22 protein-coding genes are annotated in these 24,427 nt (G+C 51.3%); 16 read left to right on the forward strand and 6 right to left on the reverse strand.

What is annotated here, in order from left to right; translation table 11 throughout:
- Nucleotides 1–82 precede the first annotated feature (82 nt).
- The 5 genes from QW71_RS31220 (at nucleotide 83) to QW71_RS31240 (ending at nucleotide 5,384) form a co-directional block, all read left to right on the forward strand.
- The gene (locus QW71_RS31220; RefSeq protein ID WP_039308825.1) at nucleotides 83–955 is read left to right on the forward strand and encodes a 3-hydroxyacyl-CoA dehydrogenase family protein; all 873 of its coding nucleotides are present in this window, start codon (nucleotides 83–85) and stop codon (nucleotides 953–955) included.
- Entirely contained in the window at nucleotides 952–2,160 is a 1,209-nt protein-coding gene (locus QW71_RS31225) for an acetate/propionate family kinase (protein WP_039308826.1), read from the forward strand. Before QW71_RS31220 ends, QW71_RS31225 begins: the two co-directional genes overlap by 4 nt.
- A gap of 21 nt (nucleotides 2,161–2,181) precedes the next feature.
- The gene (gene asnS, locus QW71_RS31230; protein ID WP_039308828.1) at nucleotides 2,182–3,477 is read left to right on the forward strand and encodes an asparagine--tRNA ligase; all 1,296 of its coding nucleotides are present in this window, start codon (nucleotides 2,182–2,184) and stop codon (nucleotides 3,475–3,477) included.
- Between the two features lie 23 nt (nucleotides 3,478–3,500).
- Nucleotides 3,501–4,268 carry a DnaD domain-containing protein gene (locus QW71_RS31235; protein WP_039308831.1) on the forward strand — a complete coding sequence of 256 codons (768 nt, stop codon included), beginning with the start codon at nucleotides 3,501–3,503 and terminating at the stop codon, nucleotides 4,266–4,268.
- A gap of 315 nt (nucleotides 4,269–4,583) precedes the next feature.
- On the forward strand, nucleotides 4,584–5,384 hold the full coding sequence (locus QW71_RS31240; protein WP_039308833.1) for an aminoglycoside N(3)-acetyltransferase: 801 nt from the start codon (nucleotides 4,584–4,586) through the stop codon (nucleotides 5,382–5,384).
- 101 nt (nucleotides 5,385–5,485) lie between these two features.
- On the opposite strand, the gene proC is transcribed toward QW71_RS31240, so the two are convergent.
- The 3 genes from proC to proB form a co-directional block, all read right to left on the reverse strand.
- Entirely contained in the window at nucleotides 5,486–6,352 is an 867-nt protein-coding gene (gene proC, locus QW71_RS31245) for a pyrroline-5-carboxylate reductase (RefSeq protein ID WP_039308837.1), read from the reverse strand.
- 53 nt (nucleotides 6,353–6,405) lie between these two features.
- Nucleotides 6,406–7,653 carry a glutamate-5-semialdehyde dehydrogenase gene (locus QW71_RS31250; RefSeq protein WP_039308840.1) on the reverse strand — a complete coding sequence of 416 codons (1,248 nt, stop codon included), beginning with the start codon at nucleotides 7,651–7,653 and terminating at the stop codon, nucleotides 6,406–6,408.
- 93 nt (nucleotides 7,654–7,746) lie between these two features.
- Nucleotides 7,747–8,850: a glutamate 5-kinase gene (proB, locus tag QW71_RS31255; protein WP_039308843.1), complete on the reverse strand. Its 1,104-nt coding sequence runs from the start codon at nucleotides 8,848–8,850 to the stop codon at nucleotides 7,747–7,749.
- Between the two features lie 441 nt (nucleotides 8,851–9,291).
- On the opposite strand from proB, the gene QW71_RS31260 reads away from it, so the two are divergent.
- A complete protein-coding gene (locus QW71_RS31260) occupies nucleotides 9,292–9,489 on the forward strand; it encodes a hypothetical protein (RefSeq protein WP_039308845.1) in 198 nt (65 codons plus the stop codon).
- A gap of 81 nt (nucleotides 9,490–9,570) precedes the next feature.
- On the opposite strand, the gene QW71_RS31265 is transcribed toward QW71_RS31260, so the two are convergent.
- On the reverse strand, nucleotides 9,571–10,482 hold the full coding sequence (locus tag QW71_RS31265; protein ID WP_039308847.1) for a LysR family transcriptional regulator: 912 nt from the start codon (nucleotides 10,480–10,482) through the stop codon (nucleotides 9,571–9,573).
- A gap of 243 nt (nucleotides 10,483–10,725) precedes the next feature.
- Between QW71_RS31265 and QW71_RS31270 the strand changes: the two genes are divergently transcribed.
- The 9 genes from QW71_RS31270 to QW71_RS31310 all read left to right on the forward strand — a co-directional run bounded on the left by QW71_RS31270 (nucleotide 10,726) and on the right by QW71_RS31310 (nucleotide 21,562).
- Entirely contained in the window at nucleotides 10,726–11,118 is a 393-nt protein-coding gene (locus tag QW71_RS31270; protein ID WP_039308850.1) for a hypothetical protein, read from the forward strand.
- Between the two features lie 197 nt (nucleotides 11,119–11,315).
- Entirely contained in the window at nucleotides 11,316–12,740 is a 1,425-nt protein-coding gene (gene leuC / locus QW71_RS31275) for a 3-isopropylmalate dehydratase large subunit (RefSeq protein WP_039308852.1), read from the forward strand.
- A 30-nt stretch (nucleotides 12,741–12,770) separates the two neighbouring features.
- On the forward strand, nucleotides 12,771–13,373 hold the full coding sequence (gene leuD, locus QW71_RS31280) for a 3-isopropylmalate dehydratase small subunit (RefSeq protein WP_039308853.1): 603 nt from the start codon (nucleotides 12,771–12,773) through the stop codon (nucleotides 13,371–13,373).
- A gap of 216 nt (nucleotides 13,374–13,589) precedes the next feature.
- Nucleotides 13,590–15,164, forward strand: a complete 1,575-nt coding sequence (locus QW71_RS31285; protein WP_039308856.1) for an N-acetylmuramoyl-L-alanine amidase — start codon at nucleotides 13,590–13,592, stop codon at nucleotides 15,162–15,164.
- A 163-nt stretch (nucleotides 15,165–15,327) separates the two neighbouring features.
- Entirely contained in the window at nucleotides 15,328–16,770 is a 1,443-nt protein-coding gene (locus tag QW71_RS31290; RefSeq protein ID WP_039308858.1) for an N-acetylmuramoyl-L-alanine amidase family protein, read from the forward strand.
- Nucleotides 16,771–16,878: 108 nt separating this feature from the next.
- Nucleotides 16,879–17,535 (forward strand): GerMN domain-containing protein, encoded by a 657-nt coding sequence (locus QW71_RS31295; protein WP_039308860.1) that lies wholly within the window; start codon nucleotides 16,879–16,881, stop codon nucleotides 17,533–17,535.
- Nucleotides 17,536–17,617: 82 nt separating this feature from the next.
- Nucleotides 17,618–20,368 carry an S-layer homology domain-containing protein gene (locus QW71_RS31300; RefSeq protein ID WP_039308861.1) on the forward strand — a complete coding sequence of 917 codons (2,751 nt, stop codon included), beginning with the start codon at nucleotides 17,618–17,620 and terminating at the stop codon, nucleotides 20,366–20,368.
- A 214-nt stretch (nucleotides 20,369–20,582) separates the two neighbouring features.
- Nucleotides 20,583–21,293 (forward strand): endonuclease III, encoded by a 711-nt coding sequence (gene nth, locus QW71_RS31305; RefSeq protein ID WP_039308862.1) that lies wholly within the window; start codon nucleotides 20,583–20,585, stop codon nucleotides 21,291–21,293.
- Between the two features lie 2 nt (nucleotides 21,294–21,295).
- Entirely contained in the window at nucleotides 21,296–21,562 is a 267-nt protein-coding gene (locus QW71_RS31310) for a hypothetical protein (RefSeq protein ID WP_039308864.1), read from the forward strand.
- Between the two features lie 146 nt (nucleotides 21,563–21,708).
- Here QW71_RS31310 and QW71_RS38390 read toward each other — a convergent pair whose 3' ends face one another.
- Both QW71_RS38390 and QW71_RS31320 read right to left on the reverse strand, forming a co-directional pair.
- Nucleotides 21,709–22,266, reverse strand: coding sequence for a DUF2812 domain-containing protein (locus QW71_RS38390; RefSeq protein ID WP_052770477.1), 558 nt, complete (start codon nucleotides 22,264–22,266; stop codon nucleotides 21,709–21,711).
- Complete coding sequence (locus QW71_RS31320; protein WP_039308867.1) at nucleotides 22,256–22,606, reverse strand: PadR family transcriptional regulator; 351 nt, start codon at nucleotides 22,604–22,606, stop codon at nucleotides 22,256–22,258. The genes QW71_RS38390 and QW71_RS31320 overlap by 11 nt, the downstream gene beginning before the upstream one ends.
- 368 nt (nucleotides 22,607–22,974) lie before the next feature.
- On the opposite strand from QW71_RS31320, the gene QW71_RS31325 reads away from it, so the two are divergent.
- On the forward strand, nucleotides 22,975–24,427 hold a 1,453-nt coding region (locus tag QW71_RS31325; protein WP_039308868.1), incomplete at its 3' end, for a dynamin family protein.

Consider the following 24,427-nt stretch of genomic DNA (forward strand, 5'->3'; position numbering starts at 1 on the left):
TTATATGTCGGGCTACATATTTTTTTCGACAGACAAGGTACAATACAAAAGTATAGATACCTGAAAGGATGGAGACTTTTAAATGAATTTTAAAAAGATCGGTGTCATCGGCGGTGGCACAATGGGACAAGGGATTGCTGAAATGCTGGCAGCCAAGGGCCTGGATGTAATGCTGGTGGAGAAAACTGCAGACAGATTGAACTACTCCTACGAAATGATCGAGACCAGTCTCGACAAACAGCTGGAGAAATGGGCCATTACCCAAGCGGAGAAGAAACTGATTCTTAGCCGTATCCAAAAAGTGACACATTTTGCTGAACTGAGCTCCTGCGATATGGTCATTGAGACCATCGTTGAAGATCTGGAAGCGAAGCAGAAGGTATTCAATCAGCTCGATCAGGTGTGTCCGAGCCACATTATCCTTGCCAGCAACACGTCAACTTTAAGTTTGACTGAGCTTGCAAGCTCGACAATGTATCCGGAACGCGTAATCGGCATGCACTTCATACACCCTGTAGGGAAGGTAGATCTGGTTGAAATCGTGCGCGGACTGAAAACTTCCGACAGCACTTTTGAAGATACCAAAACCTTTGTTGATGAGATCGTTGAGAAAAAAGGCGTAATGATCTATGAATCCCCGGGATTTGTAACCTCACGCCTCATTTGCCTGTTCATTAACGAGGCTATGCATGTGCTGCAGGAAGGTGTCGCTTCTCCTGAAGATATTGATGATGCTATGCGCATTGGCTACCAGTTCCAGAACGGACCGCTTGAAATGGCAGACCGTTTCGGTCTGGATTCCGTTCTTGCTGCACTTGAGAACATGTTCCGTGAATACGGCGAACTCAAGTACCGTCCTTCCACGATTCTTAAGAAGATGGTACGTGCAGGTCAACTGGGTGCGAAATCGGGCGAAGGCTTCTTCAAGTATGACAAGGATGGTGACCGTGTATGAATATCTTAGTTATTAACTCCGGCAGTTCTTCATTGAAATACCAGCTGTACAATATGACAGATGAATCTGTACTTGCCAAAGGTCTGGTAGAACGTATCGGGATGGATTCCTCCATTCTGAACCACAAGCCAACCGGCAAACAGGAAGTAACTGAAGTAAGCGAAATTCTTGAACACAACACGGCAATCCGCAAAGTGCTTGCTTGTCTGACTGACAAGGAACATGGCGTAATTGCTTCCACCGACGAGATCAATGCCGTAGGGCACCGCGTAGTACACGGGGGAGAATTCTTCAAGGCTTCCGCACTTGTAGATGCAGATGCGAAGACGAAGATCCGCCAGCTGTTTGACCTTGCGCCGCTGCATAACCCGGCTGCTATGATGGGGATTACAGCGACTGAAATTAATATGCCAGGTGTGCCTCAGGTTGTTGTATTCGATACTGCCTTCCACCAGACGATGCCTGAGAAGGCTTATATGTATGCCATTCCGAGAGTGCTGTACAACAAATACAAAGTCCGCCGCTACGGCGCGCATGGTACCTCCCATGATTTCGTCAGCAAAGCTGCTGCAGATTATCTGGACCGTCCGCTGGGCGAACTGAAGATTATCACTTGCCACATCGGTAACGGAGCAAGCGTGACTGCAGTTGATGGCGGCGTGTCGGTGGATACTTCCATGGGTATGACTCCTCTGGAAGGCCTGATGATGGGTACACGCAGCGGTGACCTTGACCCGGCAATTGTTCCTTATGTGATGAACAAGGAAGAGCTGTCTGTCGGTGAAGTGAACTCCATGCTGAACAAGCACAGCGGACTGCTGGCTATTTCTGGCGTTAGCAGTGACATGCGTGATATTATTGACGGTGCGGAGAAAGGTGAGGCTAATTCTACGCTTGCTTTTGAAATGTACGAGTACCGTTTGCGTAAATACATCGGTTCTTACGCAGCTGCCATGAACGGCGTAGATGTAATCGTGTTTACTGCCGGTGTGGGCGAGAATGCTTCCCTGCTGCGTGAAAAAGTACTGAACAATCTTACGTTCCTCGGAATCGAACTGGATGCAGAAGCTAACAAGGTCCGCTCCGGCGATCCGCGCCGCATCTCTACGGCTGGTTCCAAGGTTCAGGTGCTTGTGGTTCCGACAAACGAAGAGCTTGTCATTGCACGTGATACTTACAGTATTGTGCAAGGAATTAACGGCTAAATTAGAGGAGAGATCTTAGGCATGGCTAACAAGAGTGTAATCAAGAATGTGAATGAGCATGTTGGAGAGAGTGTTGTTATCGGATGTTGGGTTAACAACAAGCGCTCCAGCGGTAAAATTCAGTTCCTGCAGCTTCGGGATGGTACAGGCTATATCCAGGGCGTTGTGGTGAAATCGGAAGTACCTGAGCAGGTCTGGGATGATGCCAAGAGCCTTACCCAGGAAAGCTCGCTGTATGTTACCGGAATTATCCGTGAAGAGCCCCGCAGCCAGTCAGGTTTTGAAATGACGGTTACAGGTATAGAGGTATTGCATCTTACTGAGAATTATCCGATTACGCCCAAGGAGCATGGTGTCGACTTCCTGATGGATCACCGTCATCTCTGGCTGCGTTCTTCCAAGCAGCGGGCAGTAATGGTGATCCGAGCGGAGATTATCCGTGCGGTTCAGCAGTTCTTCAATGAGAGTGGATTCACGAAGGTTGACCCGCCAATTCTGACTCCAACGTCAGCTGAAGGCACGACCAACCTGTTCCATACGAAGTATTTCGAAGAGGATGCGTACCTGACCCAGAGCGGACAGCTGTACATGGAAGCTGCTGCAATGGCTCTCGGACGCGTATATTCCTTCGGACCTACCTTCCGTGCTGAGAAATCCAAAACCCGCCGCCACTTAATCGAGTTCTGGATGATTGAACCGGAAATGGCGTTCACAGATCATGAAGAAAGCTTGCGTGTGCAGGAAGATTTCATCAGTTTTGTGGTGCAGTCCGTACTTACGAACTGCCGTGCCGAGCTGGAGGCGGTTGGCCGCGATGTCTCGAAGCTGGAGAACATCAAAGCGCCGTTCCCGCGTATTTCCTACGACGATGCAATCAAGTTCCTGAACGAAAAAGGCTATGAAATCGCCTGGGGCGATGATTTCGGTGCACCTCATGAAACGGCTATTGCCGAAATGAGCGACAAGCCGGTCTTTATTACCCACTATCCGGCTTCGTTCAAAGCCTTCTACATGAAGCCGCATCCTGAGCGTCCGGAAGTGGTGCTGTGCGCGGATATGATCGCTCCTGAAGGCTACGGTGAGATTATCGGCGGATCACAGCGTATCGACGATCCGGCGCTGCTGGAAGCCCGTTTCAAGGAACATAATCTTTCGATGGATACCTACAAATGGTACATGGATCTCCGCACTTACGGTTCCGTTCCTCACTCCGGCTTTGGTCTGGGGCTGGAGCGTACCGTAGCCTGGATTTGCGGTCTGGACCATGTGCGTGAAACGATTGCCTTCCCTCGTACGCTGTACCGTCTTTACCCGTAAGGATGGGCAAAGGGGGCTTAAGTATGGACGGAAAAGGATGGAATACCTGGGGCGAAGGCGTAGCCTTCGGCCTGGAGAACGGAATGGCCGTCATTCCTTATGCACTCTTGAAATATTACCGGAAGCTGAATCTGACTGGCAGTGAGGCAATGCTGCTGATTCATCTGCTCTCGTTCCGGCAAGTGGAGGGAATTGATTTCCCTTCACTCGAGGAGCTGCAGGCCGTAACTGGACGCAGCATCTCGGTTATTGCCGGAGAGCTGCAGAAGCTCATGAAGGAAGGATTCATCAGCATCGACGGAGATAACGACGAGCTGCGCGATATCCATTATGAGCGCTACAACTTCTCCGGACTGTATGGCAAGCTCGGTGCTTATCTGGCCGAAGTCTCGCAAGAGCATTCGGAGGAGAAGCGCAGCCGTGCTGAGAGTGAGCCGGGTTCCCGGGCTGCCGCCCATTATTCCGGGTCACCTGCTCCGGAGGGCGGTTATGGCCGGCCGGCCGCGCCGGGGGGCACGGAAGCCGAGGAGAGCCGCAGCCTGTTCAGTATTTTCGAGAAGGAATTCGGCCGTCCGCTGTCTCCGATGGAATGTGAGTCCATTTCCGGCTGGGTCGATGAGGACCGGTATCCCGAAGAGCTGATTCTGCTTGCACTGAAGGAATCTGTCTTCGCCGGGAAAGTTCATTTCCGCTATATTGACCGCATTCTGCTGGAATGGGCCCGCAACCGGGTGAAGAACGCCCAGGATGTCAAAGCCTATTCCCAGAAATTCCGCAGCGGCGGAAGATGAAATCATAACGTTACGATGCCTGTCATAGAATGAATTAAATTCAAGGGCACTGCTTTCCAGGGTACACCGGAGACAACCCCGCAGCTTACTGCGGGGTTGTCTTTTTTGTATATATATTGAGTTCAGAAAAGGAGTGGAGCGTATGACCGAATGTAAAGAATCCAGGCAGATTCTTACGAAGGGTTACGATGCCTGTCATAGAATGAATTAAATTCAAGGGCACTGCTTTCCAGGGTACACCGGAGACAACCCCGCAGCTTACTGCGGGGTTGTCTTTTTTGTATATATATTGAGTTCAGAAAAGGAGTGGAGCGTATGACCGAATGTAAAGAATCCAGGCAGATTCTTACGAAGGAAGAGCTGGTGGAACAATTAAGGGCTTGCGGGATCAAGGAAGGACAGAGCTTGATAGTACATGTATCCCTCAGCCGTCTGGGTTTCGTGATTGGCGGGGCGGAGACGTTAATTCGTGCGCTGCTGGAGCTTGTCGGTGTGAACGGCACCCTGATGATGCCTTCACAGACCTGGAAGAATCTCGATCCCCAGACCGGGGTGCACTGGGAAGAGCCTGCGGAGTGGTGGCCGCTTATCCGTAAATATTGGCCTGCGTACGACAAGGAGGTTACTCCGGCGATCGGGATGGGAGTAGTGGCTGAAATGTTCCGGAAATGGCCAGGAGCCACCAGGTCGGATCATCCGGCCCGTTCTTTTGCCGCGCTCGGCAAACATGCGGAGTATCTGGTAAAAGACCATGATCTGAGCAATATCTTTGGCGCCGGTTCACCCCTGGACAAATTGTATCAGCTGAACGGGCATATTCTTCTGATTGGCGTAGGCTACGACAAGAATACATCGCTGCATCTGGCCGAGACCCGTGCTGACTATCCGGGGAAGCAGATGGTTAATGAGAGCAGTGCTGTTCTGGTGGAGGGTGTCCGCAAGTGGTTAACTTACCCGACACAGGCAGTGGATGACAGTGATTTTGTCCCATTGGGGCAGGAGTATGAGCAGGCGGTGAATCTGCAGATTCACCGGGCCGGGAATGCAGAGGTAAGATTAATGGAACTCAGGTCATTGGTAGATTGGGCAACGGTTTGGATGGAGCAGCATAGGTAGGGGGAAGGCAGACAACAAATAGCCCGCAGATGCTTCGGGGAAGCGGTCTGCGGGCTGTTTTGTGGAGATAGGGTTAATGTAACACGAACAAATGCTAAGAATTATTGCAGCTCTTTCTCCAAAGACGATCCCATTTCACGGGAACGCTCGGCACAGCGGTTAACTGCAGCGATGACCGTTTCGAAAAAATCTCCGCGTTCCAGCACTTCAATCGCGGCTTGGGTAGAGCCGTTCGGCGAGGTGACCTTCTTGCGGAGCGCGGCAGGTTCTTCACCCGTCTGCTGCACCATCCGGGCAGCTCCCAGCACGGTCTGAACCGTAAGCTCGCGGCTCTGCTCAACCGGCAGTCCGCCGCGGATGCCAGCGGCAATCATGGCCTCCATCATGTAGTAGATATAAGCCGGTCCGCTGCCGGAAATTCCTGTTAAGGTTTCCATCCGCTCCTCATCAATTACGGCCGTTAACCCGACAGCTTCGAAGATATTAAGGGCTGTGCGGCGGCTCTGCTCGTCAACCTCTCTGGAGAAGGCTATGCCGGTTGCACCCAGGCCGATGGAGCTGGAGGTGTTAGGCATCGAGCGGACTACAGGCAGTTGTTTACCCAGCAGACCCTGCATGGTGCGGATCGTAAGTCCGGCAATCACGGAGATCACGAGCTGATCCGGTGACAGCAGCGGGCCCAGATTACGCAAGGCTTCTGCGGCATCCTTAGGTTTCATCGCAAGCACGATTACAGGTGCTGTACGCAGAGCTTCTGTTTTTTGTTCGGGATCATTGTAGCCCAGAACACCATAACGGCTGCGCAGTTCAGCCAGACGTTCGCTGCTGCTGCGGTTTAGCATGATGATTTTGCCGGATTCCACTACGTTCCGGGCGATCATTCCGCGCACAATTGCCTCAGCCATCGAGCCTGCGCCATAAAAAACGATATTATGATTGATAAGTGGAATGGATGGTTGCTGACACATGGCTGGTAGTCCCCCTAAAAAGTTATGTTAGCATATGAAGCATGAATACTTGATTATCCCCTGATTTGGCCGGAGCCATGGATAATATACTTGCTTGAAGTCAGCGCAGGCAGCCCCATCGGGCCGCGGGCGTGCAGCTTCTGGGTGCTGATCCCGATTTCGGCACCAAAGCCGAATTCAAAGCCGTCAGTGAACCGGGTGGACGCGTTATGATATACAGCGGCGGCATCCACTTCCTGCAGGAAACGGGCGGCACTCGCGGCATCCTCGGTCACAATGCACTCGGAATGTTTGGTGCTGAACTCGGCGATATGCTCGAGAGCCGCTTCCAGAGTGTCCACGATTTTGACATTGAGAATATAGTCACTGTATTCCGTGGCGAAATCCTGCGATGTAACCGGCAGAGCCCAAGGGACTAGAGCGATTGTAGCCGGACAGCCGCGCAGTTCCACATGGACACCGCGGAAGGCCTCTGCCAAAGCCGGCAGATGACTGGCGGCAAAATCACGGTGAACGAGCAAAGTCTCCATAGAGTTGCAGACAGAAGGCCGCTGCGCCTTCGCATTCAGGCTGATCCGCTGCGCCATCCCGGGTTCGGCTGTGGCATCCAGATAAGTATGGCATATGCCTGCACCTGTTTCAATTACCGGTACCGTGGCATTAAGCACGACATTCTGTATGAGTGAGCTTCCGCCGCGCGGAATGATGACATCCAGCAGACCGTTCAGCTTCAGCATTTCATCGACAGAGGAACGATCCGGATCTTCGATCAGCTGCAGGGCATCAGGCGGCACTGCAGTACCCGCCAAAGCGCGGTGCAGTACCTCTGCGATCGCACGGTTCGAGGAAAGAGCGGACGAGCCGCCGCGCAGGACCACGGCATTGCCAGTTTTGAGGCACAGGCCCGCAGCATCAACGGTTACGTTCGGACGGGCTTCATAGATGATACCGATAACGCCAAGCGGAACGCGGACCTTCTCGATAAAAAGGCCGTTCGGGCGTTCGATGGTTTCCAGATTGTCACCAATCGGATCAGGCAGCACGGCAATCTGCTGCAGGCCCTCGGCTATGCTGTCAATCCGGCCTGCATCCAGTGCCAGCCGGTCGAGCATCGACTCCGGTGTGCCGTTTATCCGCCCGCGCTCCAAGTCCTCGGCGTTGGCAGCAATAAGGTAATCCGCTTCGGCGCGCAGGGCTGCGGCCATGACAAGCAGAGCTTCATTCTTCTGACCGGTAGTCAAGCTAGCGAGTACCCCTGTGGTCGCTTTGGCCAGCGTCGTTTTGTTTACCACTTCACTCATGACAATTCCCCCTAAAAGTTTTGTTGGCATATGCATCTATGAAACTGCTTCGTACAAAACTTACTTTGAAAGCATACGCTAAGTTTGGTGAGCTTACCGGAGTGTGATCCATTCGTCGCGGTGGATAACCTCAAGCCGGTGTACTTCACCGAGCCTTGGGACAACCTCGCGGCTGGGAAGCCCCTGAATGCTGCGGAGCTGGGTATCATCATAATTGACGATGCCCCGTCCAAGCAGTTTGGCATCCGGGCCGAGTACTTCTACGACATCTCCCGAATGGAAGCTGCCCTCGATTCGTCTGACCCCGACCGGCAGCAGGCTATGCCCTCCATGGAGCAGAGCTTCTACTGCGCCGTCGTCAACATACAGGGAGCCCAGCGGGGTGGACATGAATCCAAGCCATTGTTTCTTGACGGGCAGGGAGGAGAGGGTTGTGGCAAAATAAGTGCCTTTGCCTGTGCCTTCAGCTGCCAGTGAAAGATCACCAGGCTCCGTAACTCTGCCTACAAAGACAGGAACGCCTCCCCGGGTGGCAATCTTGGCAGCATCGATCTTCGAACGCATGCCGCCAGTACCTACACTTGAGCCTGCGCCGCCTGCAATAGCATAGATCTCCGGTGTAATCTCTTCTATATGCTGATACCGGACCGCATCCGGATGCTTGCGCGGGTCCCCGCTGTAGACACCGTCCATATCCGTCAGGACCAGCAGCCGTGAGGCCTTCAGGAGATTGGCGACGAGTGCCGACAGGGTATCATTATCACCGAATTTCAATTCGTCTACCGATACAGTGTCATTCTCGTTGAACACGGGTACTGCGCCCAGCCGGAGCAGCTCCTCCACAGTCATCATGGCGTTGTTCATGGCGCGGCGGCTGCAGAAGTCCGTGCGGGTCAGAAGAATCTGTGCAGTAGGAATACCGTGCTGGGCAAAGGCCTCCTGGTAAGCCTGCATGAGCATAACCTGTCCTACCGCTGCTGCGGCCTGCTTCTCGTGCAGCAGCTTAGGGCGGGACGGGTAGCCGATAGCACGGAATCCGGCCGCCACCGCTCCTGAGGTAACCAGCAGGACTTCACAGCCTTGCTTGCGGAGTGCGGCAATCTCGGCGGCGAAGAAGGCGATCGCAGACCGGTTCAATCCGCCCTCAGGGCCGCTCAGTGAGCTGCTGCCGATTTTGACCACGATTCTTGTCGTCATTGTCTTTCACTTTCCTCTCAAATTTCAATCGCTGTCAGCCCGAAAATGACAAAAAGCCCCCATCCTTAGACTTAGCAAAGGACGAAAGCTGGGTTAACTTCCGCGGTACCACCTTCATTGATGAGGGTTCATCCGACTTCATTCTCGTAACGGGAGTATCCGTCCTGCAGGGCAGGCCGCTCGGGGGTAGGATTCGGAATAGACATCCGCGGTAAATTCTCCCAGCCTTCCGGAATTTACTCTCTGCACGCGAATCATTGTCAATTCTTACTGGTCCCGTCTGCACGTTTCACTATTTGTCATTTAGAATACCATGGGAAAGCAGGGTTTGCAAAGAGCCGTCCGGCGAATTTTTTTGTGATGGAGGGAAGCAAATTTAATGTTTGACCTTCAGGGGGACGGGTAAAGTATTTATAATCTGTTACCAGGAGGTGGATTGATTTGAGTAAGAGCACAAATGTCCAGCAGGAACAGAATCAAAATGTCAAAGAAGCCGCCGAAATTCAAAACAAGGCGATCAGAGAGTTTGTCGAGGAAAAAGCCGGCGATTCCCGTACTAAGGGACCGGTTGATGAGAGTACAGCCCGTCTGCCGGATGATCAGAACCGTCTGATCACGCAGCATAATTTGCGCAAATAAAAATTGTTATCACGGAAAATACAGCAAATGCCCACCCGGCTTTCATACAGGAGCCGGATGGGCATTTGCAATTTCTGCTGTTTATTCGTCCGCCAGTCCGGCAACCGTTGCTTTGAAGGTTTCAATGAAAGCTTCGGCGGCCCGGGATAAGTAGCGTCCGCGCCGGTAAGCGACCACCAGGGTACGGCTGGGTACCGGATCAGCCAAAGGCAGGTAGACAGGTACGAATTCACTCCGCGGAGCACGTGCGATGAAATGGGGCACCAGCGTTACACCCATACCGGTGGCTACAAGCGACTGAACGGTCTCCATATTATTGCTTTCAAATACAATCTGCGGCTCAAAACCGGCTTCACGGCAGAGTTCAACAGTCATTTTACGGAAGCCCTGACCCTCTTTGAGCACGATAAACGGTTCATTCTTAAGCTCATGCAGTGAGGTACGGATACCCAGAGCACTCCGCGCTGCCAACGGATGCTCAGGCGGGACTGCCAGATCAATCCGTTCCTCGCCAAGCACCTCATAGGCCAGAGTCGGAATCTCCAGCGGCAGGGAGAGCAGGCTTAGATCCGTCTGGCCGCTGGCGGTCAGCTTCTCCAGATTCATTGAGGAGTCCTCCAGCAGGGTGATTTCAACCTCGGCATATTTGCTTTTGAATACCGGCAGTACATGCGGCAGCAGATGCGCACCGGTGATCGGCATGCTGCCAACCACGACCCGTCCGGTCCGGAGCTGGGAGATATCGGACATTTCCTGGCGCAGCAGCTCCACGGCATCAATGATCGCCTGGGCCTGCTCAACGAATTTCTCTCCGGCATGGGTCAGCTCAACGGAGCTGGTATTACGCTGGAAGAGAAGAACACCCAGCTCTTTTTCCAGTTTGGAGAGCTGCTGGCTCAGTGAGGGCTGGGCGATATGCAGCTTGTCTGCTGCACGTGAGAAGTTTCTTTCTGCAGCGATCTGAAGTGTGTATTGCAATTGTCTGAGTTCCACGGACAGGCTCCTTTAATATAAAGAATGGATAAACTGTCTATAAGTATAACCTATAGATATCCGATTTAGTATAGGTGGATGTTTGACAGCGAAAAGAGTGGTGCGCTTCAGCAGGTTGATAATCTTACATAATCTGCATATTAAATATCTTTATTTTGAACATAAGGATATACTTAAATTATTCTTCAGGAGCCCTTATGCATGCTCTAGGCATACGTTCTTCGAAATAAACGGGGGGGTATTATGGGCGTTCTGGCAAGATTAATACAATCATTTGACGAGCTCGAAGAACAGCTGGGGTATTTTATTCATAATAATTCGGCCATCGAGCCATTGGATGAGAATCATAACTATCTATACGGGGAGACCGGCTTCTGGTCTAAGCCACAGCCTCATCAGGCCTATATGCAGAAGCATGTGCTGGCGGATTACCTGCAATTAACCGCTCTCTGCAGCCAAGTTCTCATCAATGTCAAAAGCGAACATTATCACAAATTCGAGCGGAGCACGGCTGTCGTACTCAGTCATATCAGGCAGAACACACTGCTTCCGAGCAGGACACTGGAAGATGTTTTTAATGAGATTAAGCTGGAAATGGACATTCAGCGTGGAATCATTGCGGGTACGTATCAATAAGGAAACAGCAGAAGCTTAAAGAGTAAGGAACTACTTTCGGCGGTTGTGCTGCAGGCGTGCGCTATAGGATGAACCTATAAATGCTATAGAAATCATATCTTGGAATTATAAACGTACTGATGTTATATTTAGAACATTCAAGAGAGACTCCACGCTCTCATCCAAATGGAACGATTCTACTATATGAGGTGAAGTTCATGGGCAACAAGACAATGTTTGAAAAGATTTGGGATAATCACGTTATTCATCAAGAGGAAGGCAAGCCAAGTATCATCTATATCGATCTGCATCTGGTTCATGAGGTTACTTCTCCGCAGGCCTTTGAAGGATTGCGCTTGAGCGGCCGTCCGGTCCGCCGTCCGGGACTTACTTTCGCGACTATGGATCATAACGTGCCTACCAAGGACCGCTACAATATTACAGATCCGATCTCCAAGCAGCAGATAGATACCCTTTCACAGAACTGCCGTGATTTCGGTGTCAGACTGTTCGATCTGAATGATATTGACCAGGGTGTTGTACACGTTATGGGGCCGGAAATTGGCCTGACACATCCCGGCAAGACCATTGTCTGCGGGGACAGCCACACCTCCACACACGGAGCGTTCGGTGCGCTTGCCTTCGGGATCGGGACCAGCGAAGTTGAACATGTGCTTGCAACCCAGTGTCTGCAGCAGTCCAAGGCGAAGACGATGGAAGTGCGCTTCACGGGTAACCGTAATCCGGGAGTAACCGCCAAGGATATGATTCTCGGCGTCATCGCCAAATACGGTACGGATTTTGCCACTGGTTATGTTATCGAATATACAGGCGAAGCAATCCGTGACCTGTCGATGGAAGAACGCATGACAGTCTGCAATATGTCGATTGAAGGCGGAGCGAGAGCCGGCCTGATCGCACCGGACGAGACTACGTTCAACTATCTGCGTGGACGTCAATATGTGCCGCAAGGTGAAGCCTATGACGCTGCTGTGGAGATCTGGAAAGGTCTTGTAAGCGATGAAGGCGCACAGTATGACACTGTCGTAGAATTCGATGTAGAAACGCTGATTCCGCAGGTTACCTGGGGTACCAGCCCGGGAATGGGTACGGACATCAACTCAAGTGTGCCGAATCCTGCAGACTTCACCACTGAAAACGAACGTAAAGCCGCTGAAAAAGCGCTTGAATATATGGATCTGGCACCAGGTACGCCTATCTCTGAAATCGGTATTGATTATGTCTTTATCGGCTCCTGCACCAACGGCCGGATTGAGGATTTGCGGGCTGCGGCTCAAGTAGCCAAAGGCCATAAGGTATCCGATAAGGTGACGGCAATTGTTGTACCGGGCTCCGGACGCGTTAAGCTGCAGGCTGAGAAGGAAGGTCTGGACAAGGTCTTCACAGAAGCCGGTTTTGAATGGCGTGAAGCAGGCTGCAGTATGTGCCTGGCCATGAATCCGGATGTTCTGCAGCCTGGACAACGCTGCGCATCGACCTCCAACCGTAACTTTGAAGGACGCCAGGGACGCGGCGGACGCACGCATCTGGTCTCTCCTGCTATGGCGGCTGCGGCTGCAATTAAAGGACGGTTCACCGATGTCCGCGACTGGAATTACAAGACGGAAGCCGTCAACTCATAGAATAATTGAGAGAGCAGGAGGACACAGCAAATGGAAGAATTTAAGAAATTAACGGGTATCGTAGCCCCGGTAGACCGGGTTAATGTAGATACGGATGCAATCATTCCGAAGCAATTCCTGAAACGGATCGAGCGTACCGGGTTTGGACAATTTCTTTTTTACGAATGGCGTTTTGATGAAGCAGGAAATGATAATGCAGCGTTTGAGATGAACAAGCCGCGCTATCAGGGAGCATCCGTGCTGATCTCGCGTGCGAACTTCGGCTGCGGCTCCTCCCGGGAGCATGCGCCTTGGGCCATCATGGATTACGGGTTCAGAGTGGTAATCGCCCCGTCCTATGCCGACATCTTCTATAACAACTGCTTCAAGAACGGCATTCTGCCGATTAAGCTGTCGGAAACACAGGTGGATGACCTGTTTAGCCGTACCGCAGAGCATGAAGGCTATACACTGACCGTAGATTTGGAGAACAACAGATTGAGCGATGAATACGGCCTTGCCATTACGTTTGAGCTGGATGAGCACCGCCGCCAGTTTCTCCTGCAGGGATTGGATGATATCGGTCTGACGCTTCAGCATGCAGATGAGATTGCAGCGTACGAAGAACGTCATGCTGCCAAGCTTTTCGGCTAAGTAATGCCGGGATGCTTGCAGGGAAGAGAGTGAACATCTGGCGAAGAAAATCGTAAACTTTACAAATTTTACACAAAACTTCTATTTCCGGGTGTCGGAAATAGAAGTTTTTTTGCTATAATCGATATATTCATTGCCTGAGAAGGCAACTTTTGGGGATTTCTGTCGTCTTAATCTTATCTATGGTTCTATCAATTGACAAAAGGAGAGGAAAGGATGAAGAAAGCCGGACAACGGATGTTATTCCTACTGCTGCTGCCGCTCTTGTTACTGTCATTCGCCGGCCATGAAGCTGCCGCTGCCGCAAGCAGCCAGGGAAGGATTGTAATGGACAGTAAGGAGCTTGCGCTGCCCAAAGGGGTCAGCCTTGAGAACGTGAATGGAAGCGTTATGATTCCGATCCGGGTGGTGGTGGAGAACCTTGGTTTTGAAGTGCTCTGGGAGCAGACCACCCGCAAAGTAACCGTCCAGCAGGACGGCAAGACGGTACAGCTCGCAGTAGGAAGCAAGACGGCTGAAGCCGATGGCGTAAGTCTGCTGCTGAATGCCGCTCCCAAGCAGAATGGCGGTACTGTACTGGTTCCTATCCGTTTCGTGAGTGAACAGTTCGGACTCAGTGTCGGCTGGGATAATTCCGACAAAACAGTCTACTTAAGCGGCGGAATTCCGCTTGATACACCTGTATCTGCAGATCCGCTGCCTTCAGCTACCGTGGCGCCTGCAGCCTCCGCAGGCCCTGTGGTGGCAGTGCAATCCCCTGCTCCGACACCGCAGCCTCAGACCAATACAGAGATTACTGAAGAGGTTGAGGGCAGCATTACGGCCTCTCCGACTCCGGCAGTTACGTCCCCGACAGTTAAGGGGGCTGTATTCAGTGAGAACCGTCTTATTATTGCGGTTGCCGGAGGTGCCAAGCCTATGGTAACCAAGATTACCGGACCTGACCGGATTGTAGTTGATTTTCAGGGAGCTGTGTTTGCCTCTGATTTCAGCGGCAGCTTTCCGGGGGTATCTGCCAGCGGCAGTCCGCAGGGAAGGCTGGACGTAAGCGGCTACCCGCTGGTATCTGAAATACGCTATGCACTGTTCAGCACCAGTCCTTCTACGGTCCGTTTCGTAATCCAAACCACAGGCAGCCAGAATTACCAGCTGAGTACGGATGACAGCACAGGGCTGGTGACGGTAGATCTCAATACGGGGAATAGCGGAGCTGGCACACCGGTGAATACAGGACTTACCGGCAAGCCTATTGTAGCGCTTGATGCAGGTCATGGAGGCACACAGCCGGGAGCAATCAGTCTCACAGGCAAAGCGGAAAAAGACTTCAATCTTGCAGTTATCCTTAAAGTTGGAGCGATTCTGACACAAGAGGGCTGGGCAGATGTTGTATACACACGAACAGCTGATGTTACTCTCGGTCTGCAGGACCGTGTGAGAATTGCTGAAGCCGCAAAGGCTACGCTGTTTGTTTCGCTGCATGGGAATTCGTTGGATGTAGGGTATCCGAACCGTGACAAAGTCAATGGCAGTGAAACCTATTACAGCCGCAGCGAAAGTCTTCCGCTTGCCCAAATCATGCAAAAGCATCTGGTAGCCGGTACAGGATTCAAAGATAACGGCGTCAGATCGAAGAGTCTGCATGTCACCAGAGAGACAAGCATGCCAGCCGTTCTGCTGGAGGCAGGTTATCTGACGAATCCGGGAAATGAAGCGGCTATGTACAGCGAGCAGATGCAAAATAGTCTGGCACGGGAAATTGTGGCGGGAATTAAGGAATATCTTGGGCTTTAAGTAACGCGGCAAGGGAGCTGCGTGTGAACAGTCCTGATTTTTAATGGTATTTATTCGCAACTTTTAAGTTCATCAGGCGTCTAAACTATGTCGAAGGTTGTCAGTAGGATTGCACCAAGAACGCTCGTTTGGGGGCGGAATACTAGAGTCTTAGAGGTGAAGAATGAAGAAATTTGCTTGTATGCTGTTGCTGCTGTTGTTCTTTGTTGTGATTCTGCCGGGGCAAGGACAAGCTGCTGCGGCTACCAACAAGATTTTCCTGGATGGACAGGAACTGACCGCAGGGCAGGATGTTCCGGTGGAAAATGTAAACAACTCCATTATGGTACCGCTAAGAATGATCGCTGAGAACCTTGGATACAAGGTTGACTGGAATCAGACAAGCAAGACCGTTACGATTGAACAGCAAGGTAAGACTATGCAGCTGATCGTTAATCAGACTGCAGCCTCCGTAGACGGCAAGACCGTGATCTTGACGACGTCACCGCTTCTGCGGAACGGTACAACTCTCGTGCCGATCAGATTCATCGGAGAGCAGTTTGGCCTTACAGTCAAATGGGACAATACGAATAAGATTGTAGATCTTATTACCCCGGAAATCCCGGATACTAACACGGAAACAGGTGGAAGTAACGGAGACGGGGGAACCGTTGTAGCCCCACCGGATGATGCGGCAAGCGGCCTGAGCATGATTAACGGAATCAGCTTTAATGAGAACAGGCTAACCATTGCACTTGAGGGCAACACCCAGCCGATGGTTTCCAAAGTGAGCGGACCGGACCGGATTGTAATTGACCTGCCGAATGCCACTTTCTCGGATGTATTCGGTACAGGACAACAGCTGGATCCCAACCTGAACGGTATGCTTACGGTTATGGATTATCCGGATGTATCCGGTGTGCGTTACTCTCTGTATAGTACCGCCCCGTACACTGTACGTTTTGTAATTGACCTTACTACTTCGAAAAATTATAGCGTTGAAGTTTCGGGCGATGTCTCCAAGCTGATTGTCATTGATTTGAATGCGCAGAGCACTGGAGATACTTCTACACAGCCCGGCAACAGCGGGCGTAAAATGGTGGTGCTCGATGCCGGGCATGGCGCCAAGGATTCCGGGGCCGTTGGTGTTACCGGTAAATACGAGAAGAATTTCAATCTGGCTGTTATTCTGAAGGCGGCGGAGCTGCTGAAGCAGGAGAACAAAATTGACGTGGTTCTGACCCGCAGTGATGACACCTTCCTTGAACTGAAGGACAGGGCGGCAATTGCCAACAACCTCAAGGCTGATTTATTCATCTCTGTCCATGCCAACAGCAGCGGCTCGTCCGCAGCAAGCGGTACGGAGACCTACTATCAGCGCGAAGCCAGCAAGGCTCTGGCGAATGTGATGCACAAGTATCTTGTACAGGCTACCGGACTTAGTAACCGGGGCGTACGTTACGGCAACTTCCACGTTATACGCGAGACAACGATGCCTGCGGTACTGCTTGAAGTTGGCTACCTCAGCAACAAGAATGATGAGGCACTTCTGTTCACGGAATCACTTCAGAACAAAGTTGCTGCATCAATGGTCAGCGGGATTAAGGAATATCTCGGGGTTCAATAACAGCGGGCGGCAGCCAGGGCCGCAAAGTCGGCTTTCGGCCATAGATTGGGGTCAAAGGACTTTGCGGCCCTGTCCTGCCCGTATTCATATGGAGGGGGTTATTTAGTGATGAACAAGAAATTGACATATGCAGGTATAGCAGTATTACTGCTCGTAGTAATTTCGGGATGCGGTGACAAACCAACCGCCTCACCCGCAGATGCAGCAGGACAGGATTCATCCTCCGTATCGAGCGGAGCTGAAGGAAACGCAGGGAACGACAGCAGCGCTAATAGCACTAATGCACCTCAGGCTACAAGTACGCCGGAGCCTGCAGCCACGGAAGCTCCTGTAGCTACTGAACAGCCGGCAGCGCCAGAGAAGCAAAGCCAGAATATTCAGGTCTATTATACAGATCCGCAGCAGACAGATCTGGTGGCGGCCGAAGTCTCTGTCAGCTTCACAGATGCCAAAGAAAAATACACAGAGGCCTTTAAGGCTCTCCAGAGCAGCAAGAATGCCGACCAGATTCCGCTTTGGAGCAAAATTGAGCTGAAATCTCTGGAATTCACGAATGGACAGATTGTCCTGGATATTCATAAGCCGGAAGAAGCACAGCTTGGTGCAGGCGGTGAGGCCCTGGCAATCAGCGCTTTGTCCCAGACCTTCTTCCAGTTTGAAGAAGTGAAGAATATCGATGTTCTGGTAGACGGAGAACAAGTGGAGAGCCTGATGGGGCATGTGGATCTCGTGCATCCAATAACGCGTGAGAACAACGGATTGTAAGCATTGCGCAGGAAATAGGCCAATGGCTGACGAAGTAGGCAACATAGAAATTCAGATGAGCCATAGAGAGGGGAATATCTAATTGTCCGGTCACAAAAAATTAAAGCGTAAGGTTCAAGCTTATTCTGCTAAGGCGGTGTCCGCCGTTCTGGCCGGCACTATGGTGCTTGGCGGCACGGGAGCGGCTTTTGCCGACACCACCTCAACCGGGACGCCGGCAGCTGCCGTAACTCCCCAGTCAGCAGCAACAGCTGCAGGGATATTCAGTGATGTCAAAACGGCCTTCTGGGCCGAGAAACATATCTACAAGCTGGCAACCCAAGGCATTGTTGTGGGGAATAACGGTTTATTCCGTCCGGGTGACTCTGTTACCCAGCAAGAGGCTGTTCTGATGGCGCTGCGCTTTATGAAACTGCAGGGCAATGTGAACACAAGCACAGATGTGGTTCTTCCTGCTGATTTCATCGTATCTAACTATTACAAGCCTTATGTTGTGCTGGCTTTTCAGCAGGGACTGCTGGATAAGACGGTAGAAATGGCTGCAGATAACCTGAAGACCTCCTGGGGAGAGCGCAAGGCCAGCCGCGAGTGGGTCGCAGAATTGCTGGTCCGGGCACTGGGTAAGAGTGCATCTGCAGCAGCATCAGCGGGTGAACCGACCGGTTTTGCCGACGATTCCAAGGTATCTGCGAATAAGCGCGGCTATATTAACACCGCAGTTGATTTGGGCCTGGCCAACGGACTGGACGGCAACCGCTTCGACCCGCAGGGAGCGGTTACCCGCGCCCAGCTAGCCACCTTCTTCAGCCGTGCTGAGGCACACAACACGCTTGACTACGACAATACATTCAAAGGCACAGTTAGTTCGTTGAATGACGGCAAGCTGACACTGTTCAGTAATGGCAACACAGCGGACTTCACATTGAATGCGAACACTGCTTATTTCACAAGTGCTTCTGAAACCCGTATTTCTTTGAATGAAATACAGCCCTACACCAAGGTGACCGTTATCGGTGCAACGTATAGCGCAGCTTATGTAGAACTGACTGATCCGACACAACAAATCGATCAGGCGGAGGGGACGTTTGCGAAGCTGTCAACAGGTATAATTTGGGTTGATTCTGCTAACGGGTATGACCAGTACGCCTATGACGCTGCTACTACCTTCCATGATGTTAACGGAGCGGTGATTCAACCTTCTTCCATTACAGCAGGAAGCAAAATATCACTGCTGCGCGAAACCTATAGCGGTGCGCACAGGGTTGTTAAAGTTCAAGTCACTTCAGGTGTTGTTAATAAGACAGCAACCGGTACGATCCAAAGTGTGGATACGGCTTCCAAGAGCATAACGTTCAAGAATACAGACGGGACGACAGAAAGCTTCAAATGGGAGGATGGTACTTCACTATTCAGCTCCCAAAACTCTATTCTTCTCCCGGCGGAGCTGAAAACCGGAGCTGCAGTCTCTTATACCATTAAGGATAATGTGATCCGTACAGTCGAAGTAACCTCGGGCGTAGAACGTACAGTCAAGGGCTTTATCTATGAACTGACAGATTCTACTATCGTCTATCAAAAGACTGACGGCAGCCGTGAAGTGAAGCTGCTTGCAACAACACCTGCTATTGTTATTCCTAATGCCACCAGTCCAGTTATTGGTGATCTGATTGCAGATAAGACAGCCGGAGACAATGTTCAGCTTACGCTGAACAGCAGCGACCAGGTGACTAAGATTGAAGTGATCAGCCGACAAATTGAACAATATACTGCAGCCACAGTAGTAGATTATAATTCCAAAACCCAGTTCCTGACCTTTACGGACAACAGCGGCAAAGCCCATGTCATCAAATTGGATGAGAAAACAAAGCTTGCGTACGGCGGATTAATTACGACCTCACTGACAACGATGGGAGCCAAACTGGTTGAAAACCGTAAAATTGACGTAACTTCCATTAATGAACGCGCGATGTCTGTCGAACTGTCAACGAAATACACAGGAACATTGACTTCAATCAATGCTATTACCCGTACAATTGTGATTAAGCTGAGCAATGGTCAATTGCTGACTATGGGTTATCCGCTTTCCATCGATATGTTTGGTAAAACCAGCGCGACCATTGCCGACGTAGCTCTGAATGTTCCGGTAACGGCGGTGCTCTCCACCAACCAGGATATTATCTCGGTTCTCCGGGTGACTTCGGCCAGCCAACTTGAAATTGCAACCGTTAATGCCAACACTAACAAGATGACTGTAAAATGGGCCGGCGGCAGCAGCGAGCTCTATCTTGCTGCAGTTCCGCTCACCAATGAGGCAGGCCAGAAGATATCGCTTAGCGAGGTAAAAGCAGGGGAATACGTGAACGTAAGCTTTGAAGGGTCCACGCCAGTGTCTATGCAGGCGGTTAAGCAGTATTCCGGTCAAGTCTCTGCAGTAGACGCTGCAGCAGGAACTTTCACTGTAAAGGATTATTCCGGAGTGTCTCAGAATTTCACCGCCAGCGCAGGGGTGAGAATTACCCGGGACGGTGTAACCACTACTGATCTGAGCGGCCTTACTACAGCGGACCGGGTATTAGCGCGTAAGGATGCCAGCGGGGTAATCATTATTTCGGTATTCAGTCAGCTTAGCCGCACCTTCTCGCGTTATGAGACTGCGACCAATGAAATCATGACCAAACGCGCTACTCTGAATGAAAATTATAAGTTTGTGCTTGCGGCAAACGCATATATTCATCAAGGTGACACGACTTTACCCGTGCAATCTCTCAAAGAAAATGATAATATTATAATGTATTTCAACAACGACAAGATCGTGGAAATAGTGAAACAATAATCGTTTTGGTGATTTTCCGTGTGAAACACCGTCTTGATCCAGGGTTTTGCCCTGAATCAAGACGTTTTTTTTGAAATATAAGGACAGCGCTGTGTTCACTTGAACGCTATGGAAGTATACGATATAATGTATTCTTTGCTTATATTTCTTTTATCTAGAGAAGTTATGCCCGTGTGATTAACTGCGGGTGTAAGTACTCGGTGGAGGGGACGCTATGAAAGTTGCAGAAGTCCGCCACATCCTGGATACCATCGGAGGCATGTTCCCTGATGCGCATTGCGAGCTGAACCATAGTAACGCTTTTGAGCTAACCATAGCGGTGCTGCTCTCGGCCCAATGTACGGACGCAACAGTGAACAAGGTGACCGAGGACCTGTTTCAGAAGTACAAAGCTCCAATCGACTACATTTCAGTGCCGCTTGAAGAGCTCGAGCGGGATATCCGGCGGATTGGCTTATTTCACAACAAGGCCAAGCATATTCAGAACCTCTGCTCCATTCTGATTGAGCAGTATGGCGGAGAAGTGCCTCAGGCCCATGATTTGCTGGTAACCTTACCGGGTGTCGGCCGCAAGACTGCGAATGTGGTCATATCCAACGCTTTCGGCGTACCAGCCATTGCCGTGGATACTCATGTGGAACGGGTAGCCAAACGGCTCGCGCTTGCGGGCTGGAAAGATTCGGTGCTGGAAGTGGAGAAGAAGCTGATGAAGGCGGTGCCGCGTGACGAATGGACGCTAACGCACCACCGGCTGATCTTTTTCGGGCGTTATCACTGTAAGTCGCAGAATCCGCAATGTCAGGTCTGCCCGCTGCTGGATGTATGCCGGGAAGGCAAAAAACGTATGAAAACCGCTGAAATCAGGAAAGATAAGGTTCATACGAAATCAAACAAAGATTTAGAGATGAAGAAGAGGATGGGATAGAGATGAAGTGCATTTCTGTATACACCGATAATTTTGAAGCGTTCTCCGATATTTTTGACCGTGTGGTGGACAGCCCTATGGAAGAAAATGAAGAGCAGGAAGTAGAGGGCATCACAATCAGCCATTCCGGCGATGTGCCTGAGTTCTACCTGGAACGTATGTCCGTGAAACCTGAAGTGGTTGTAATGAAGGACAAAGCCCGCGGCCTCACCATTCTGCAGCACGGTAAAGTGTTCGAAATCCTGCTTCCAGTCCTGGAAACAGCTTAATAGCAATTCATATGTACAAAGAGCCCGGCCCTTGGGCCGGCTTTTTGCGTTAAACGATAAGAATGTATAGGTTTGGGGCCCGGCAAATTCCTGAGTAATCATCGAAGATAAGGCCTTAGTGTGTGAGGTGTTATATGCGTGTTTGGCTAATCTGAGAACGCTCTAAGCCTTAGCGTATAGGCAATGTAAACCATAAGAGAAGGCAGGAAGAACACGGCACACAGCAGCAGGGAAACATGCGTGAGGTTATGGAGCAGTTCAAGATTCCACACCTGCCCGGAAAGATATCTCAGCACACAAGTTGTGAGCGTCAGCAGCAGGATTACAATAGCGAAGATTTTGCTGGTACGGGTGATTTTGCGGTATTTCTCATAGAGTGTTGAGCGGTCTGTATGAATGGGAACGGTTCCCGGTTCCGCAACGAATATATGCATATCTCCGGCGGAACACACATAACCCCAGCCGCTGTCAGCGAACATTTCACGGTACTCATTCTCGTCCTTCTGCGGTACATGCTGGATGTCCAGACAATAAATTTGCTTATGTGCTGGACCTCTGCGGACAATGAAGCCAGAACCAAACAGGGAGAACCGCTCCAGCAGCCAGCCTTTCTCCGACAATCTGCTTAATTTATTCATTTCACTCTGCTCGGCAAAAGCCAGTCCGTTAGACGGAATGTACCGTGTCTGCTTATTAGTTTTCATGAGTCAACGCCTCCTTAGCATTTAGCTGTGCTATGTTCCCGTGCCTCGACATGCGCAGTCTCCGTTCAATCTCAGCCTCCACCAGAGCCGTTCCGCTTGAAGTAATCTGATAGGTCTTGCGCCGTTCATCCTCATCCTCGTTTAATAGAATATAGCCGGATTTCTGCAGTTTCTTGATTAGCGTATAGAGTGTAGCGGGTCCCATCCTGACCTCGCCTTCGGTTAGCTCTTCGATGTACTTCATGATTGCATAACCGTGCTTCGGAGTGAGCAACGCGAGCAGAATATAATAAGCTGAGTCGGATAATTGCTCCATTTGCAATGGGTTATTCTTGGTCATTACACACCTCCTGTCCAATAATAGAAGATCTTAGATATATATCCACATTGGTTATATCCACTTACGATATATCTGTTATGGATATAGTAATAAATCTGGAATCATCTGTCAAGGGGGCGATTAGTCCAGCGAAGTCTTGTTTTTCGTGAAGGATTATAGCTGATTTTGTAAAAGCGGCTAGTTGATTTGTGACAATCTGATGATAAAATGTAATTATTCTATTCTTGCTGATCAGATAAACATACTAATGTTATAGCTTCACATAAGTGGAAGCCCAAAGCCTATAAATTCTTATCTATAAATATAATTGGATGCACATGTTGTAGATTGCAGAAAGTGGGGTTGTCGTGGGAGCAGAACGGAGCAGGATGAGAGAAGTAATATCCGGTACATCAACGCTTATGCTGCTGAAGCAGCAGCTGGAGAGCTGGGGCGAACAGAATAGTGCGCAGATAGCTGCAGATCTGATGCTCAAAGAGCAGGCAGGGGAGCTGACCCTTGCCTTCTGCGGACATTTCTCTGCGGGTAAATCCAGTATGATTAATGGCTTATGCGGAAAAGCTGTGCTGCCATCAGGTCCGGTTCCAACCAGCGCCAATATCGTATCGATCCGCAGCGGGGCTCCGCGGGTAGTGCTTCATGCAGAGCCGGAGGTGCCTGGGAGTCATGCCCCGGCAATAGAGACTACACCAGACCGGCTGCAGGAGTACTGCCGCCAGGGCGCTGAATATTCAGCGATTGAGGTCTGGGAGGAAGTCCCGCTGCTGGGGAAGCACGGCGTTCTAATGGATACTCCCGGGGTGGATTCCACGGATGAGGGGCATCAGGCAGCGACCCACTCGGCGCTGCATTTGGCTGATGCTGTGTTCTACGTCATGGATTACAACCATGTGCAATCGGAGAATAATCTGGCGTTTGCCAAAAGTCTCAGTGACTGGGGCAAGCCGCTGTACCTTATCATCAACCAGATCGACAAGCACAGAGAACTGGAAATCTCCATTGTGGAATACCGGCAGCAAGTAGAAAGCGCTTTCCGTGAATGGGGAATTCATTCCGCGGGTCTGTTGTTTACTTCACTCAAAGTTAAGGATCATCCTCTGAACCAATGGGATGATCTGCTCGCGGTAATTGCAGCTCTGCTGGAGCAGCGCGGAGAACTGCTCGGCTACAGTCTGTCCCGTTCTATGCACCATACGGCGGCTGCGGTGCTTGCAGCTTACCGCGAGGAGCAGCAGGAGGAGCGCTCTCAGTTACTGGAAGCGGCCGGGGGTGCCGGTAAGGAAGCGGTGGAGGCAGAGATCCGGGCGGTTTCGCAGGCGAAAGAGCTGCTCGTGCAGCTGCCGGAGCAGATGCGGCTGGAGCTGCGCAGTAAGCTGGATGCCCTGCTTGGCAACAGCAATCTGATGCCAGCCGATGTAAGGGATGCTGCTGGAGCCTATATCGAGAGCAGCAGCCCCGGCTTCCGGCGCGGGCTATTGTTCACCGCGGCGAAGCGGGAGAAGGAGCAGTCAACGCGACTTCTCCACTGGCACGGGCTTCAGCAGAGAGAGATCACTGCCCAGCTGGAGTGGCATATACTCCAGCTCGTGCGTGACTGGGCTGAAGGCGCAGGGCTGTGGCAGGAAGGGGCAGAGCCGCTGCTGAAGCAGGCGTTCCCGGCGGTGAGCCAGCAGTGGCTGGCGGATCAGGTGAAGACGGGAACCGGGTCGTCGGGCGAGGCGCTGCTTAATTTCTGCCGCGCGCTTGCGGCAGAGATCAAGGCACAGTTCCGCCGCGCGGCCCTGGCCTTCGGCGAGCAGCTGCTGGCCCAGCTGCCGCCGC

It is taken from the genome of Paenibacillus sp. IHB B 3415 (assembly GCF_000802655.2).
Lineage (GTDB): Bacteria > Bacillota > Bacilli > Paenibacillales > Paenibacillaceae > Paenibacillus_AQ > Paenibacillus_AQ phytohabitans.

Bases quoted from the DNA above. Each gene is read 5' to 3' on its own strand.
- leuC (WP_039308852.1), top strand. From the start codon at position 11,316: ATGGGCAACAAGACAATGTTTGAAAAGATTTGGGATAATCACGTTATT.
- QW71_RS31225 (WP_039308826.1), top strand. From the start codon at position 952: ATGAATATCTTAGTTATTAACTCCGGCAGTTCTTCATTGAAATACCAG.
- asnS (WP_039308828.1), top strand. From the start codon at position 2,182: ATGGCTAACAAGAGTGTAATCAAGAATGTGAATGAGCATGTTGGAGAG.
- QW71_RS31240 (WP_039308833.1), top strand. From the start codon at position 4,584: ATGACCGAATGTAAAGAATCCAGGCAGATTCTTACGAAGGAAGAGCTG.
- QW71_RS31270 (WP_039308850.1), top strand. From the start codon at position 10,726: ATGGGCGTTCTGGCAAGATTAATACAATCATTTGACGAGCTCGAAGAA.
- QW71_RS31320 (WP_039308867.1), bottom strand. From the start codon at position 22,606: ATGACCAAGAATAACCCATTGCAAATGGAGCAATTATCCGACTCAGCT.
- QW71_RS31250 (WP_039308840.1), bottom strand. From the start codon at position 7,653: ATGAGTGAAGTGGTAAACAAAACGACGCTGGCCAAAGCGACCACAGGG.
- QW71_RS38390 (WP_052770477.1), bottom strand. From the start codon at position 22,266: ATGAAAACTAATAAGCAGACACGGTACATTCCGTCTAACGGACTGGCT.
- proC (WP_039308837.1), bottom strand. From the start codon at position 6,352: ATGTGTCAGCAACCATCCATTCCACTTATCAATCATAATATCGTTTTT.
- QW71_RS31295 (WP_039308860.1), top strand. From the start codon at position 16,879: ATGAACAAGAAATTGACATATGCAGGTATAGCAGTATTACTGCTCGTA.
- QW71_RS31285 (WP_039308856.1), top strand. From the start codon at position 13,590: ATGAAGAAAGCCGGACAACGGATGTTATTCCTACTGCTGCTGCCGCTC.
- proB (WP_039308843.1), bottom strand. From the start codon at position 8,850: ATGACGACAAGAATCGTGGTCAAAATCGGCAGCAGCTCACTGAGCGGC.
- nth (WP_039308862.1), top strand. From the start codon at position 20,583: ATGAAAGTTGCAGAAGTCCGCCACATCCTGGATACCATCGGAGGCATG.
- QW71_RS31310 (WP_039308864.1), top strand. From the start codon at position 21,296: ATGAAGTGCATTTCTGTATACACCGATAATTTTGAAGCGTTCTCCGAT.
- QW71_RS31220 (WP_039308825.1), top strand. From the start codon at position 83: ATGAATTTTAAAAAGATCGGTGTCATCGGCGGTGGCACAATGGGACAA.
- leuD (WP_039308853.1), top strand. From the start codon at position 12,771: ATGGAAGAATTTAAGAAATTAACGGGTATCGTAGCCCCGGTAGACCGG.
- QW71_RS31290 (WP_039308858.1), top strand. From the start codon at position 15,328: ATGAAGAAATTTGCTTGTATGCTGTTGCTGCTGTTGTTCTTTGTTGTG.
- QW71_RS31235 (WP_039308831.1), top strand. From the start codon at position 3,501: ATGGACGGAAAAGGATGGAATACCTGGGGCGAAGGCGTAGCCTTCGGC.